12 protein-coding genes are annotated in these 13,571 nt (G+C 59.3%); 5 read left to right on the top strand and 7 right to left on the bottom strand.

The features are described from left to right. A partial coding sequence (locus Q0L62_RS12250; RefSeq protein WP_296680186.1) for an ATPase occupies positions 1-2,083 on the bottom strand: 2,083 nt, incomplete at its 3' end. Between the two features lie 70 nt (positions 2,084-2,153). On the opposite strand from Q0L62_RS12250, the gene Q0L62_RS12245 reads away from it, so the two are divergent. The 4 genes from Q0L62_RS12245 to Q0L62_RS12230 all read left to right on the top strand — a co-directional run bounded on the left by Q0L62_RS12245 (position 2,154) and on the right by Q0L62_RS12230 (position 6,165). Beyond that, positions 2,154-2,456, top strand: coding sequence for an Hpt domain-containing protein (locus tag Q0L62_RS12245; protein WP_296680184.1), 303 nt, complete (start codon positions 2,154-2,156; stop codon positions 2,454-2,456). A 243-nt stretch (positions 2,457-2,699) separates the two neighbouring features. Next, positions 2,700-3,755, top strand: coding sequence for a hypothetical protein (locus tag Q0L62_RS12240; RefSeq protein ID WP_296680181.1), 1,056 nt, complete (start codon positions 2,700-2,702; stop codon positions 3,753-3,755). Between the two features lie 24 nt (positions 3,756-3,779). Beyond that, positions 3,780-4,748, top strand: a complete 969-nt coding sequence (locus Q0L62_RS12235) for a hypothetical protein (RefSeq protein WP_296680180.1) — start codon at positions 3,780-3,782, stop codon at positions 4,746-4,748. A 58-nt stretch (positions 4,749-4,806) separates the two neighbouring features. After that, a complete protein-coding gene (locus Q0L62_RS12230) occupies positions 4,807-6,165 on the top strand; it encodes a sensor histidine kinase (RefSeq protein WP_367183290.1) in 1,359 nt (452 codons plus the stop codon). On the opposite strand, the gene Q0L62_RS12225 is transcribed toward Q0L62_RS12230, so the two are convergent. From Q0L62_RS12225 to gltX, 3 genes are all read right to left on the bottom strand, one after another. Further along, the gene (locus Q0L62_RS12225) at positions 6,121-6,333 is read right to left on the bottom strand and encodes a hypothetical protein (RefSeq protein WP_296680176.1); all 213 of its coding nucleotides are present in this window, start codon (positions 6,331-6,333) and stop codon (positions 6,121-6,123) included. The two genes, Q0L62_RS12230 and Q0L62_RS12225, sit on opposite strands and share 45 nt — an antisense overlap. A 62-nt stretch (positions 6,334-6,395) precedes the next feature. Beyond that, positions 6,396-7,679, bottom strand: coding sequence for a citrate synthase (locus Q0L62_RS12220; protein WP_296680173.1), 1,284 nt, complete (start codon positions 7,677-7,679; stop codon positions 6,396-6,398). 12 nt (positions 7,680-7,691) lie between these two features. After that, positions 7,692-9,149 (bottom strand): glutamate--tRNA ligase, encoded by a 1,458-nt coding sequence (gltX, locus tag Q0L62_RS12215; protein WP_296680171.1) that lies wholly within the window; start codon positions 9,147-9,149, stop codon positions 7,692-7,694. A gap of 29 nt (positions 9,150-9,178) precedes the next feature. Between gltX and Q0L62_RS12210 the strand changes: the two genes are divergently transcribed. Continuing rightward, entirely contained in the window at positions 9,179-11,431 is a 2,253-nt protein-coding gene (locus tag Q0L62_RS12210) for a ComEC/Rec2 family competence protein (protein WP_296680168.1), read from the top strand. 16 nt (positions 11,432-11,447) lie between these two features. Here Q0L62_RS12210 and lexA read toward each other — a convergent pair whose 3' ends face one another. From lexA to trpC, 3 genes are all read right to left on the bottom strand, one after another. Further along, positions 11,448-12,140 carry a transcriptional repressor LexA gene (gene lexA, locus Q0L62_RS12205; protein WP_296680166.1) on the bottom strand — a complete coding sequence of 231 codons (693 nt, stop codon included), beginning with the start codon at positions 12,138-12,140 and terminating at the stop codon, positions 11,448-11,450. Positions 12,141-12,266: 126 nt separating this feature from the next. Next, positions 12,267-12,740, bottom strand: a complete 474-nt coding sequence (gene moaC, locus Q0L62_RS12200) for a cyclic pyranopterin monophosphate synthase MoaC (RefSeq protein ID WP_296680163.1) — start codon at positions 12,738-12,740, stop codon at positions 12,267-12,269. 150 nt (positions 12,741-12,890) lie between these two features. Then, a partial coding sequence (gene trpC / locus Q0L62_RS12195) for an indole-3-glycerol phosphate synthase TrpC (RefSeq protein WP_296680160.1) occupies positions 12,891-13,571 on the bottom strand: 681 nt, incomplete at its 5' end.

Genomic DNA, 13,571 nt, shown 5'->3' with positions numbered 1-13,571 from the left:
AGGCACGACTGCGCATGACCTGGTCGATCGCAGCACTGCTTTCTTCTCCAAGGCGGGCGGCAAGATCAGCAACGGCCTTTGCGCTCATATCTTCGATGCCAGCTACTGCGGCGCGGGCCGATGTGTTCAGCTGTTCTATCGACTGTTCCAGTTGATCTTGGGCCAGCGAAGCGACCGCGGTGCTCTCTGCGCGGACATTGTCCAGCGATTGGCGCAGTTCATTAAGGCTGGCGATATGCTTGGCGCTGTTGCTGGCAAAATCGCCATGGAAAACCTGCACTTCTTCCATCGAGACGAGCAGCGTATCGCGCGATTTGATGATGTAGTCGGACAAGTCAGCGCCGTGATTCTTCGCTTCCGCGACAGTTCCGCGCAATGCAATCGCGCGGGTTTCCAGGTCTAGCAGACGTGTTTCGCCAATCCTGATCGCCTCGGGCAGATCCTTGGAACTGTGATCGACGCTCGCGCGGATAAGCTCGAGCAATCGTACACTGCTGTCGGTCAGCTCCGTCACTGCGCCGCTTGTACCATCAAGTGCGTCGCGGCTTGCGATTAGCTTTTCGGCGAGCGTCGAGAGGGATCCTGCAAGTGCTGCTTCTGTAACGTTACCGTGTTCAGTGATTGCGTCCATTCGCGCCGCAAAAGCCTCAAGTTGGACGGCAACCGTTTGAGACTGCTCGACCAGGCGCTTTGCGTGATCTTCCTGCGTCTGCTGGCGCTGGGCAATCCCTTCATCAAGATCGGCAAGCCTAGTGGACAGGCGACCTGAAAACTCTTCATGGCGCTGATCGAATTCGGCGCTACGCTTACTGACCTCCTCCAGAAACAGCCGGTCGCGCTCGGCCATCCGAGCGTCAAGCTCGTCGGCTTCGTCAGCCAGGGCGGCAATCCGCGCACGGGCGCTGTCCATGGCCTTATCGTCAATCTCAGCAACCTTTACGATGGCCTTCCGCAAATCCTCTTCAAGTTGCGCAGTTGCTTTGCGCCACGCGTCCAATGCGGCTCCTTCGCCATCCCGCAGGGACCGGGCGATTGTGCCGCTTTCCTCTCGTACTGACCCCAGGCGTGATCGTAGTGAGGCAAGGCTGGCCTCTTCCTGATTATCCAGCGCGGTGCGTGCTTCAACCAATTCATCGACCAATGCTTTGGCGCGCGTGCGGATGGCCGCCAATGCCTCAACCTCGTCGGCGTCTAGCTGCGTGCGGAACTCCTCGCTGCGCCCAGTCAACGCGGCAAATCGCTCGGTTGCGATTACGTCAAGATGTTCGGTGCGCTTGGTGAACTCGCTAATCGTTGCATCGACAACCGCACGCAATGCGGCAACTTGCTGCTCGCTCGCCTGACCAAACTGATTCAGGCGATTAAAACCTTGGATCAGCTTCTCAAGCTGACTTTCGGCTGTGCGCCCTGCGGTCGCGATGTTGTTGGTCACATCCTTGGCAGAACTCGCAATTACTGGAAGCTGGCCGCGAAGACGCTCCATGTTTTCCAGCGCAGCAGCACTGACAGTGCCGATGGTATCCAATCGGGCACCGTTGTCGTGCAGCAGGCTCGACATTCGTTCTGCGTGCTGCGCCAGACGATCGGTGGCGAGCCGGCCCATCGCTTCCAGGTCGCGAGTTTGTGACGACAGAAACTCCCGCGCCAGGCTCAATTCACTATTCACCACGTTCAGGCGCCGCTCCAGATTAGTGGATTCGTCACCGAGCAGACGTGCGGCTTGTCCAAAGCGATAAGCTTCCCGGCGGCTGCTGCGCATGGCAATTAGCCACGCCACGCCGACCAGCAGGACCGGCATCGACCAATCGCGGATCCACCCGAGCCACTCGGCAGGACTGCCTCCAGCGAGCAGGGATGTTTGGTTGACCCAGAAAAACAGACCAGTCCATCCGGCCACGACCACACCGGCAAAAGCTGCCAAGGCAATGGCAAGTCTACTTCGACCGGGGAGGGGCGATGCGTCTTCCTCCCAGACCTGGTCAATCACCAGGACATCGTCATCCTGGTTGTCGATTTGCGGTTCGGCCTGCGCGCCTTCAGGCGCGCCGGCGTCAATGGCGACTATGTGAGATCCCCCGGTCATGGCTGCAGTTTACCATGATGCGCCGCGCTTTAAACCCCACTTTAAGGGTTTGCGATTAACCGTGTAAACCATGGCATATGAAGCAGGGGCTCTTGACGCGACATTGGCGGCGGCGGCGGGTGAGGACCCGGCGCTATTTTCCGAATTGCGTCAGGCATTTATAGAAAGTCTTTCCAGCCAGATTGATCTCTTGCGGCGATCACGGTGTGATGGAAATTGGCAAATAGCCGCTCTGCGACTCAAGGGCTTGGCGGCCAGTTTTCATGCTGATTCCCTGATAGACATGGCTGAAGAAGCGCTTGATGCAGCGCCAGGTGAGCCGGGTGTGGTGCGGCGGATGCAGGCCTTTCTGGATGACTTTTCGCAAGCCTGAGCCTGCTTTTTGCAGATGACCGGGGCAAAGCTTGGCTTCTCCACCCCTGTCCAGTAGAACCCGCGTTCGTTCAGGTTGGCGCGGAGAAATACGCTGCGGGTTGCACTTCTTACTTTTCTTGAAACAGCAGAGGCTGGTCTGCCGCGCGCGTTTTTGCGCGTAGGAGGAACATCTGTTGCGCGGCAACAATTGTCGCTCGTGCTCGAATTGGGATGCGAGCGGGTTATCTGCATTTCCCAAGCCATGAGGCCCGAAGTTATTGAGTTGCAACACTATGCTGAAGAACATGGAGCGCAATTCCATGTCGTGCCAAGGGCCCGTTCGTTACTAGGCTTGGTGACAGCCAATGACGAACTCATAGTGCTGGGTGATGGCCTGTTCGTGACGCCTTGCGCCGCTGCGGTCTTACTGGAACAGGGTCAGGCAGTTCTTGTTCAACCAATCGATCAAGGGCTTGCCGCCGGTTTTGAACGGATAGATCTGAACTGCGCCAGTGCGGCGGCAATGCGCATCCCTGGAAGCATGATAGAAGCGGTCGCTGATCTTCCCGAAGATTGCGATGCTGCGTCAGCGCTTCAACGTGTGGCCTTGCAGGGCGGTGTGCGCCAAAGAGCCATTCCAGCAGTCGATCAAGGTAAGGTTTTTTGGTCGCTGCTACGAACCGATACCGAAGCGCATCAGCTTGAGCCGCAATGGATACGGCTAAGGACGAGTGACGATGTTCCACCCAATCCGTCACGCTTTCTAGCACTGATCTTCGTTCGGCGCCTTGGCCCAAGTCTGCTTCATGCTGGCAGTGGGGCGGCGCACGTAGCTATCGGCGCGGCTATGCTCGCCGCCATTGCATTGGCTGCCGGATGGTTGGGGTTCTTTGCCACGGGACTGATCTTTTGTGCCCTTGGCTGGTTGTGCCGCGAAGCGTCCGGGCTTTTGGCCCGCGTTGAAACGGGAATTTCGCGCACGCGATTGCAGGTATTGGGCCAGGTTCACAGCTATGGCTGGACGATTGACGCCATTATTATTGTGTTGTTGGGCTGGGGCGCGCCTGCTCATCCCTGGCAGCATCTATCCGATAGATTCTTCCCTGCCTTTATGCTGATTGCGGTGCTGCGGCTGCTGCCACGCGTCATCGAAAAGCGGTGGACTGCTTGGCTCGACGATCGCGCTTTGCTAGCATTGACACTGTCTGCGGCGCTCGCCAGCGGGCTGGGTAGCATAGCCATACACAGCGCGGCAGTTATCGCGTCGCTCGCCGGAATCGTGCTTCCCGGCCTTACAAAGCGGCTAACGCGAACTTAACCCTGTCGCTATATGTGAGGGAGCATGATCGATACAGCTGTCTCTATTGCTTCTTGTCCCACCGCAGAGGAACTCCTCCGCGACGAGTTGTCCGTGGGCGATGCGCAGATCAGCACCTATGCGCCAATCCTGCGCCATCTCTTGGCAAGTGACGAACATTCGGTGTTCAGCGACGAAATCATCGCGCGGGTCAGAGGTATGACCAATGATATGGCGCACCAGTTGCTGGATGAAATATCGGCGCTGCCCGGGCAAGATGGTGACCGAAGCCACGATCCTGTGGCCGTTGCCGCCCTTATTTCCCGTTTTGTTGGTAACGAGCCTCTTCTGGCTCATTGCCATTCTCTGGCGCTTGAATGGCATCTGACCCAATCCTTGCAGGGCCGGCTAGCAGTGGATCCAGTTCTGTCACCTCTGTTGCAGGCTCTTGTTGCATCAACTGAAACGCCAACCGCAACCCAAGCGATGGCGTTACTCGCTGCGCAGGCTCGCTTCGCACAACACCAGCGGCGCATGCAATTGCCACTGACCGAATTGCCTGGAGACCTCCTTCACGCAGTTCTGGTCGCCCTGCGTGCCTATGGCGGCGAAGATCCCGCACGTGCAGAAATCTGCGCTCAGGCCGAAAGTGCAATTCGTGCCCGCTTCGATGAAGGGCGCAGCCGGTTGGGTCTGATTTCCCGGCTCATCAGCGCAATGGGTGGCGGGGCTACCGCAGCCTTGTCGGTCAGTCATGCTGGCGCAGCCATCTTTTTGTCTGCTTTGAGTATGGCGTGCGGGCAAGACCGAGATCTGACCATCTTAGCCACCAGTGAGGGGCAATTCGCCCGGCTCGCCTTGTCCTTGCGCGCTGCTGGCCTGAAACCGCAGGGTGTGGAAGAGCAGTTTGCCGCGCTTTACCCCGACGTAACGCTGCCTCCTAATTTCGACCAACTGGGCGCGGACCGGGCTGCGGCCATGCTGGCTGGCGCCGATCCATACGCCGGGTATTAAAATGCACGCTACCGCAACTTCGCTAGCGCAGGCGCGGTGCGACGCCTCCGATCACCTGGTGAGTGCTGATGAACCGCTTGCCGGGTTGCAACTGCGCTGCGGCGGAGAAATTCCAGGAGAGATCGCGATTCCGGCACTGCGCGATCTGGTGCGAAAGGTACGTAGCTACAATCTCAAGCTGGCCCGCACCGTACGCGCCACTGACGGCCGCGACAGTATCAGCGCATGGCTTGAAGGGGAGCCGGACGGTGATGGTTGCGCCATCACGATCCGTTCATGGCAAACCAGTCCGCTGCCCGCTGAAAATCCTGCTGAGGTGGCAGAACATCGCTCGGCGATCGATCGCACTCTAGCCGAATTGACCGCTCAGCTCGATGCGCATCAGAATGTCCTGACTGTCGCAAGCGAAGCGCCGGATCTGGAAAATCTTACCTCGGCAATGGCGCAAGGCTTTGGCAGCCCATGGACCGATTTTGTCGAGATTGCCGGTAGCAACCACCGTCAGCCCCTGCATTGGCGGCTGCTTGATGGAGCTACCGTCAAGATCGCCGGCTCGGATCGCAACTGGCGCGCGGCACTCCTGCCTCAATACGCGCCAGGACAAGAGCCCACAGGCTTTGAGCTTTGTCTCACAGCGGATCAACCGCCAATTACGACCCTCGCCATTCCTGAGCCGCCTGCAGCACCGGTCATGCCGCAGAACGGACCGGGCCTGGTTGGGCGCGATATTGCCCCGGTGCTGCGCCAGCCGATTGCGCGAATTATTGCTAATGCCGAAACTATCCGCACTCGCATGGCAGGGCCACTGGCCGAAGAATACAGCCAATATGCTGCCGATATAGCCGCGGCAGGGCAGCACCTGCTGTCGCTGGTTGAAGATCTGGCCGATCTGGAAGTCGTCGAAGCCGAAGATTTCAATACTGCCCCGGATCGTATCGATCTTGCTGACGTGGCGCGCCGTGCAGCGGGTATTCTTGCAGTTCGGGCGCAGGAACGGGGAATAACCATCGATCCGCCTCGCGTGGGAGAACACCTTCCCGCAATTGCCGAGTTTCGCCGCGTATTGCAGGTCCTGCTCAACCTTGTGGGCAATGCAATTCGCTATTCGCCGGACGATTCGCAGGTTTGGATCAGGCTTGAACCTGATGGCGCGCGAGCCAAGGTAATTGTTGCCGATCAAGGACCGGGTCTCAGCACCGAACAGCAGGTGCGAGTGTTCGAAAAGTTCGAGCGTCTGGGCCGAAGCGACGAGACCGGTTCTGGACTCGGTCTTTACATCTCGCGCAGACTGGCACGAGCGATGGGCGGTGAACTCACCGTCGAAAGCGCGCCGGGGCAGGGCGCTCGCTTTATCCTTGACGTGCCGGGCGACCTATTGGCTGCCGCCCCCATTACGCGCTCCCAACCAGACGAGTAGCGCGCCAACCGCTGCCGTGATCGAGCCATAGATCGCCCATTGCGGATCGCCCAGCATGAAGCTTGAGCTGGGCCACATGATCAGGCCGAGACCTTGACCTGTCCACAGCAGCCCCATCAGTACCATCAACGTACCGACGACCAGAAATACGCGTCTAAGAACAGCCATGATTTCTCCTCCCGCCCGGCGACCCATTCAGAGAGCCGGCGCAGGTGACCTTGGGCCAGGCCTCAACGCTTGTCGAGGGGAAGGTAATCGCGCTGGGTGGGACCGGTATATAGCTGGCGCGGCCGGCCTATTTTTTGGCCTGGATCACTGATCATCTCGTTCCATTGCGCCACCCAGCCGACGGTGCGGGCCAGTGCGAAGAGCGCAGTAAACATCGTGGTCGGGAATCCAATCGCCGACAGAATGACGCCGGAATAGAAGTCAACGTTGGGAAACAGCTTCTTTTCTACAAAATAATCGTCATTTAATGCCATTTCTTCAAGCCGAAGGGCAACTTCGAAAACAGGGTCCGTGACTTTGAGGGCGTCGAAAACCTCGCGCACCGTTTTCTGCATGACCGTCGCGCGAGGATCGTAGTTCTTGTAGACCCGATGGCCAAAACCCATGAGACGGAACGGATCGTTTTTGTCCTTAGCCCGTTCGATATAGTGCGGAATCTTGTCCGGCGTCCCAATTTCATGAAGCATATTCAGCGCCGCTTCGTTCGCCCCGCCGTGCGCCGGACCCCACAGGCAGGCAATTCCCGCCGCAATACAGGCAAACGGGTTGGCACCTGATGATCCGGCAAGGCGAACCGTGCTGGTAGAAGCGTTCTGCTCGTGATCGGCATGGAGGATAAAAATACGGTCCATCGCCTTTTCCACTGCCGGCACTACTTCATATTCCTCGGCCGGCACGCCGAAGGTCATACGCAGGAAATTGCCCGTGTAAGACAGGTTATTGTCGGGATACAGAAATGGCTGCCCGACCGAATATTTGTACGCCATTGCCGCGATCGTCGGCATCTTTGCGATCAGGCGGTGGCTGCTGATCTTGCGATGCACAGGGTCGGAGATATCGGTGCTGTCGTGGTAAAACGCGGAAAGGGCGCCAACAACACCGCACATGATCGCCATCGGGTGCGCATCCCGGCGAAAACCCCGATAAAAGGTTGCAAGCTGTTCGTGGAGCATGGTGTGGCGGGTGATCGTGCGAGAAAAGTCCGAAAGTTCGGCAGCATCCGGCAGCTCGCCATTAAGCAGCAGATAGCTGACTTCCATAAAGCTTGAGTGTTCTGCAAGCTGTCCGATCGGATAACCGCGGTGCAGCAATACGCCTTCATCCCCATCAATATAGGTCAGGGCGCTTTCACAGCTTGCGGTACTGGTGAAGCCGGGGTCAAAAGTGAACATGCCCGTCTGACCGTACATCTTGCGGATGTCGATCACGTCTGGTCCAACTGTGCCTGACATGACCGGATAGTCGAACTGGCCGCTTCCCGTGTTCAGTGATGCTGTCTTTGACACCGTATCTGCTCCTCAATCGTGCTGTGCCGCTGCGGGAAGCGCCTGCGCGCTGATGCGCGCCAAGCTTTCATCCCGCCCCAGCAATACCAAAACGTCGAAAATCCCCGGGGAAGTAGTTTGCCCTGTTAGCGCAGCGCGCAGCGGTTGGGCAAGCTTGCCGAGGCCGATGTTCATTTCCTCGGCCATCGCCTTCAACGTTGCCTCTAGTGCGTCGAGAGACCATTCGGAAGTTTCGCGAAGCCGGGTGAAAACAGTCCCCAATAGCGAGCGCGCCTCTTCTGTTAACAAGGCTGCGGCCTTGTCCTCGATCGTCAGCGGTCGTTGAGCGAAGAGAAAGGAGGCACCTGCGGCCAGTTCGTTCAGATCCTTGGCCCGTACTTTGAGCACAGGCATCGCGCGGCTTAGCAAAGCTAGGTCGATTTGGCCGGACAACCTTGGCGCCACCAGATCAGCAAGCCGTCCGTCGTTTGCTTCTCTCAGGTAATGACCATTAAGGTTGAGCAATTTGGCGAGATCGAAGCGCGACGCTCCCCTGCCAACCTGCGTAATGTCGAACCACTCGACAGCCTGTTCCCGACTGATGATTTCATCGTCGCCGTGACCCCAGCCAAGGCGGAGCAGGTAATTAAATAGCGCTTCGGGCAAAATGCCCATCTCATCGCGGTATGCATCGACACCGAGTGCACCGTGCCGCTTTGACAACTTGGCCCCGTCCGAACCGTGAATCAATGGAACGTGGCCGTATGCGGGATCTGGCCAGTTTCCTTCAACTGCGTGCATACCGCGAATAATCAGAAGTTGGCGGAACGCATTGTTGATGTGATCGTCGCCGCGGATAACATGGGTTACGTTCATGTCGTGATCGTCGACCACAACAGCCAGCATGTACGTTGGCGTGCCGTCAGATCGCAGCAAGATAAAATCGTCAAGTTCCGCATTTGCTACGGTAATTTGTCCCTGAACCAGGTCGTTTATCGTCGTGTCGCCTTCCCGCGGCGCCTTGATCCGGACGACAAAGGGCTGATCAACTGGCCAGTCAGCGGGCTTCGCGGCGCGCCATTCGCTGTCGATGCGGAATGGGTGGCGCTCCTCTTGGGCCTGTTGCCGGCGCTCCGTCAGTTCTTCCGAAGTCAGGTAGCATCGATAGGCATGTCCCGCGGCCATCAAAGTGTGAGCAACTTCGGCATGGCGATCCGATCGGGCAAACTGGAAGGTCGGCGGTTCATCGCCCATCAGGTCCAGCCAGTCGAGGCCGTCGAATATTGCTTCGATCGCCGGCTCAGTCGAGCGGGCGCGGTCTGTGTCTTCAATCCGTAGCAGGTATTTGCCCCCGGTGTGGCGGGCATAAAGCCAGTTAAACAGCGCTGTTCGTGCGCCGCCGATATGCAGGAAACCGGTGGGCGAGGGGGCAAAGCGCGTAACGATGGTACGCTCTGTTTTTGCCACAACGCCTCCGCCTCCGCTTGCCATTTCGTGTCCTTTCCTGTCACTTGCGCGACATGGTCAGCCGGGTAACGCCAACTGTGCCGATCGGCGATACAGAGCCGGCCGGCGCTGCAGTGCAACATAGCCATTGGCGCAACGGCGTGAACTTGTCCAGCGCACTTGCGCATGCTGAATCGTTCCTTTCCGGGGCGGGCTTTGACCGTGCGCCATGGGTTGTTGTGGGCCTGAGCAGCGGCATTGCAGCGTGGTTCGTGCTGCCAACCGCGTGGCAATGGCTGGGCTGGGTCAGCGCGCTGTCAGCGATGTGCCTGCTTGGCCTTGCCCTGTTGCGCAGGGACGGCCGGTTTCCCTATCTTCGTCAAGCAATCGTCGTCATGTCTGCTGTAGCCGGCGCTGGAACTTTGCTGGTCTGGGGCAAGTCAGCATTGGTTGGAATGCCGCCAATTTCGCGGCCAACAGTGACCTGGATCGAAGGGCGCGTTATTAGCCGACAAGAGCAGCCGGCCCAGCGGCGCGTTCGCCTGATCCTGGCTACCCGCGAGCCAGAGAGTGGACGGGCGATCAAAGTACGTCTCAACCTCGACATCGACAGCGACAGGATCGAACTGGCGCCCGGAGCTGTGCTGCGGCTGCGCGCACGCATGGTTCCTCCGGCTTCTCCGATGCTGCCTGGCGGGTACGACTTTGCGCGAACTGCTTGGTTTTCCGGACTTGCCGCGACGGGAAGCGTGCTGGGCGAGGTGACCGTGCTGTCCCGCGGAAATACCGGCAGCGCCTTGCAACGCATCCAGCAACAGCTGTCGAGGCACGTGCGAGCCAATCTTGGCGGATCACCGGGAACCATAGCGGCCGCCTTCGCCAGCGGTGATCGCGGAGCAATTGCCAAAGCGGACGAAGACGCGATGCGCGATGCCGGGCTCACGCATTTGCTTTCGATCAGCGGGCTGCATGTCAGTGCGGTAATCGCCGCCGCCTATCTGCTGACCCTGCGGCTTTTGGGCCTGCTACCTTGGCTGGTGCTGCGCGTCCGCCTGCCGCTCGTGGCAGCGGCTAGCGGCGCCTTGGCAGGGATTGGCTACACCTTGCTGACGGGCTCGGAAGTGCCGACAATCCGATCCTGCGTTGGCGCCGTGCTGGTTCTGATTGCCCTTGCATTGGGCCGCGAGGCACTAAGCATGCGCATGGTTGCAGTTGGCGCCGCGGCGATCCTGCTGGCCTGGCCTGAAGCGCTGGTCGGACCAAGCTTTCAGATGAGCTTTGCCGCAGTCACCGCCATCGTAGCCCTGCACGGAGCGGCGCGTATCCAGACCCTGTTTCAGGTGCGGGAGGAGCCATGGTACTTCAAGATGTCGCGGCACATCGGCTCATTGCTGTTGACGGGTGTGGTAATCGAGCTGGCCTTGCTGCCCATCGGGCTGTTTCATTTCCACCGCGCGGGTGTGTACGGCGCGCTTGCCAATGTTGTTGCCATTCCGCTGACTACCTTCGTATCAATGCCGATGATTGCGCTCGCGCTGCTGTTTGACAGCGTGGGCATTGGTGCCCCGTTCTGGTGGTTGGCAGGCAAGTCTCTTGAACTGCTGCTTGCCTTGGCGCACTGGACGGCGTCCTGGCCAGGAGCAGTAACCTTGCTTCCCGCGATGGGCAGGGGCGCCTTTGCCTTGTTCATGTTCGGGGCCCTGTGGCTTGCATTGTGGCGCGGGCGGGCGCGGCTGTGGGGCCTTGTCCCTGCTTTGGTCGGAACGATGCTGCTTGCCAATTCCGAAGCGCCGGACGTGCTCGTCTCCAGTGATGGCCGCCATGTCGGGATCACGGGTGAGGGGACCGAACTGCTTGTGCTGCGCGACAGCCGTAGCGATTTTGCCAAGGACAATCTGACCGAACTGGCCGGCATGAGCGGAGAGGTTCGTCTGCTGGCCGACTGGCCCGGCGCGTCATGCAACGCCGACTTCTGCAGCGTAAACTTGCGGCGGGGAGGCCGCACTTGGCAACTGCTGATCGGGCGCGGAAAGGACATGGTCGACGAGCGCGCCCTGGCGGCGGCCTGCGACCGTGTCGACATAGTCATCGCCGGCCGTTACTTGCCACGGTCCTGCGCTCCGCGCTGGGTCAAGGTCGATCGCCGCATGCTGGATCAGACCGGCGGCCTCGCACTCAGCCTCAGGGATGGTACCGTAAGCACGGTGGCACAGGATCAGGGACAGCACGGTTGGTGGAACCCGGCGGCGCGATCATTCGTAACCCGGTTCAAGCCATCGGACCAAGACCTGGCGCCGCTACCTTCCGGCGCGGCGACCCGGTACTGATTTCGGCGCAATAAGATCAGTGGTAGCGGCGCAGCAGGCCGGCCAGCTTGCCCTGAACTTCGACTTCCCGCGGATCGTAGACCTGCGGTTCGTAAGCTGCATTGGCCGGATCAAGCCGAACACGTCCGGCTTCGCGGCGCAGGTACTTGAGCGTGGCTTCTTCACCCCGCACCAGCGCGACCACTATTTCGCCATCGCGGGCCGTATCAGTGCGGCGGATCAGAGCATAATCACCGTCGAGAATTCCCGCCTCGATCATCGAATCGCCCGACACTTCGAGCGCGTAGTGTTCACCCGCACCCAGGAGCGCTGCCGGCACCGGCAGCATGGCGGTCGTTTCCATTGCCTCGATCGGGACGCCGGCTGCGATGCGCCCGTGGAGCGGTATTTCAATCACGTCATTGGCCGGGGCAGGGCGCATTTCAGGCGGGCGGACGATAGCCGCCGCCGGGTTGGCGTTGGCAGCGCGCGGCGCAGATGGCTTAGCTCCGACGTCATCAGGCTGACGCAGCACTTCCAGGGCGCGGGCACGGTTAGGTAGCCGGCGAATGAAACCGCGTTCCTCAAGCGCCGAAATCAGCCTGTGAACGCCAGACTTTGACTTAAGGTCGAGCGCTTCCTTCATTTCCTCAAACGAAGGGGAAACGCCGGTCTCTTCCAGCCGGACCTGGATAAAGCGGATCAGTTCGTGCTGCTTGCGGGTCAGCATGCGCCTGTACCTCCCATGGAACGGCAGGAACATCAGGGCGATGTAACCGCACCGTTCAGTGAACGAATGCGGAACAAGTAAGCAACAGAAACGCGGACGTCAAGCAATTCCGCCGTTTTGGTTCAATCAGTCCGCTGCACGCCACACGCCGGACTTGCCGCCCCGCTTTTCCAGCAGTCGGACGCCGCAAATCACCATCGCCTTGTCGATTGCCTTGGCCATGTCATAGATCGTGAGCAAGGCGACGGAAACCGCGGTCAGTGCCTCCATCTCTACCCCGGTGCGCCCTGTAAGCGAGGCAGTGGCGACAGCCTTTACGGCATCGTCACCGAAATCAAAGTCCACCGTCACGCTGTCCAGCGCTAGCGGATGACACAGCGGGATCAGGTCGGCTGTTTTCTTGGCGGCCATGATCCCGGCAATGCGTGCCGCTGCCAAAACATCGCCTTTTGGGCCGTTACCATCACGAATCGCGGAGAGCGCCTGGGGCCCCATCGCAATCCGGCCTTCTGCGATTGCCACGCGCCGGGTTTCAGCCTTGCCGCCTACATCGACCATGCGGGCTTGTCCGCGTTCATCAAGATGGGTGAGTTTGTTCATGTAGGCATCTTTTCTGGTGAACAACCTGACAACTTACACAGTGTTATAGCGCGCAAAACATACCGGCCCCCGATGCATTCATTTCCTGCGAAAAATGGGAGAAAACATTCATCCGTTCGTTTTGCCAAATTAATCTGGTGTAGGACAGTTCTACCCTGCCAGCAGGCTGCGCGTTGCCCGGTCAAGATCCATTTGGCGCATCAGGCTTTCGCCCACCAGAAATGTCCGCACGCCGTACTGTTCCAGCCTAAGCAGGTCCGTATGGCGGTTGATACCGCTTTCGCTGACCAACAGGGTGTTTTCCGGCGCTAGTGAAGCAAGCCGCTCTGTCGTGGCAAGATCGGTCGAGAAGTGTTTGAGATCGCGGTTATTTACGCCAATCAAGCGCGACTTCAGCCGCGCTGCACGCTCCATCTCGGCTTCGTCGTGAACTTCGACCAGCACGTCCATGCCGCGTTCCGTTGCAGCCGCTTCGATTTCGGCCATCATGGTATCGTCAAGCGCGGCAACGATGATCAGGATTGCATCCGCTCCGATTGCGCGCGCTTCGGCAACTTGCCAGGGATCGACCATGAAATCCTTGCGCAAGACAGGCAAGCCGCAAGCCTCTCGCGCGGCAATCAGGTAATCCTCGTGCCCCTGAAAATAAGGGGCATCGGTTAGCACTGAAAGGCACGTCGCGCCGCCTTGTGCATATTCGCGGGCATGGCTAGCAGGATTAAAATCTTGGCGGATCAGTCCCTTGGACGGTGATGCTTTCTTGATTTCTGCGATCAAGGCAAAACCGTTCGCGGCCCTGCTGCGAAGTGCACTTTCAAACCCGCGCGGCGC

Origin of the sequence: Novosphingobium sp., from assembly GCF_024642085.1 — a bacterium.
Taxonomy (GTDB): Bacteria; Pseudomonadota; Alphaproteobacteria; order Sphingomonadales; family Sphingomonadaceae; genus Novosphingobium.
Note: the sequence above shows the minus strand (reverse complement) of the source record. Positions and strands in the feature narration are given on the sequence as shown.

Excerpts from the sequence above, each read along its gene's own strand:
- Q0L62_RS12240 (WP_296680181.1), top strand. The coding sequence starts at position 2,700 with ATGAGGCCCGAAGTTATTGAGTTGCAACACTATGCTGAAGAACATGGA.
- Q0L62_RS12235 (WP_296680180.1), top strand. The coding sequence starts at position 3,780 with ATGATCGATACAGCTGTCTCTATTGCTTCTTGTCCCACCGCAGAGGAA.
- Q0L62_RS12225 (WP_296680176.1), bottom strand. The coding sequence starts at position 6,333 with ATGGCTGTTCTTAGACGCGTATTTCTGGTCGTCGGTACGTTGATGGTA.
- lexA (WP_296680166.1), bottom strand. The coding sequence starts at position 12,140 with ATGCTGACCCGCAAGCAGCACGAACTGATCCGCTTTATCCAGGTCCGG.
- moaC (WP_296680163.1), bottom strand. The coding sequence starts at position 12,740 with ATGAACAAACTCACCCATCTTGATGAACGCGGACAAGCCCGCATGGTC.
- gltX (WP_296680171.1), bottom strand. The coding sequence starts at position 9,149 with ATGGCAAGCGGAGGCGGAGGCGTTGTGGCAAAAACAGAGCGTACCATC.
- Q0L62_RS12245 (WP_296680184.1), top strand. The coding sequence starts at position 2,154 with ATGGCATATGAAGCAGGGGCTCTTGACGCGACATTGGCGGCGGCGGCG.
- Q0L62_RS12210 (WP_296680168.1), top strand. The coding sequence starts at position 9,179 with ATGGTCAGCCGGGTAACGCCAACTGTGCCGATCGGCGATACAGAGCCG.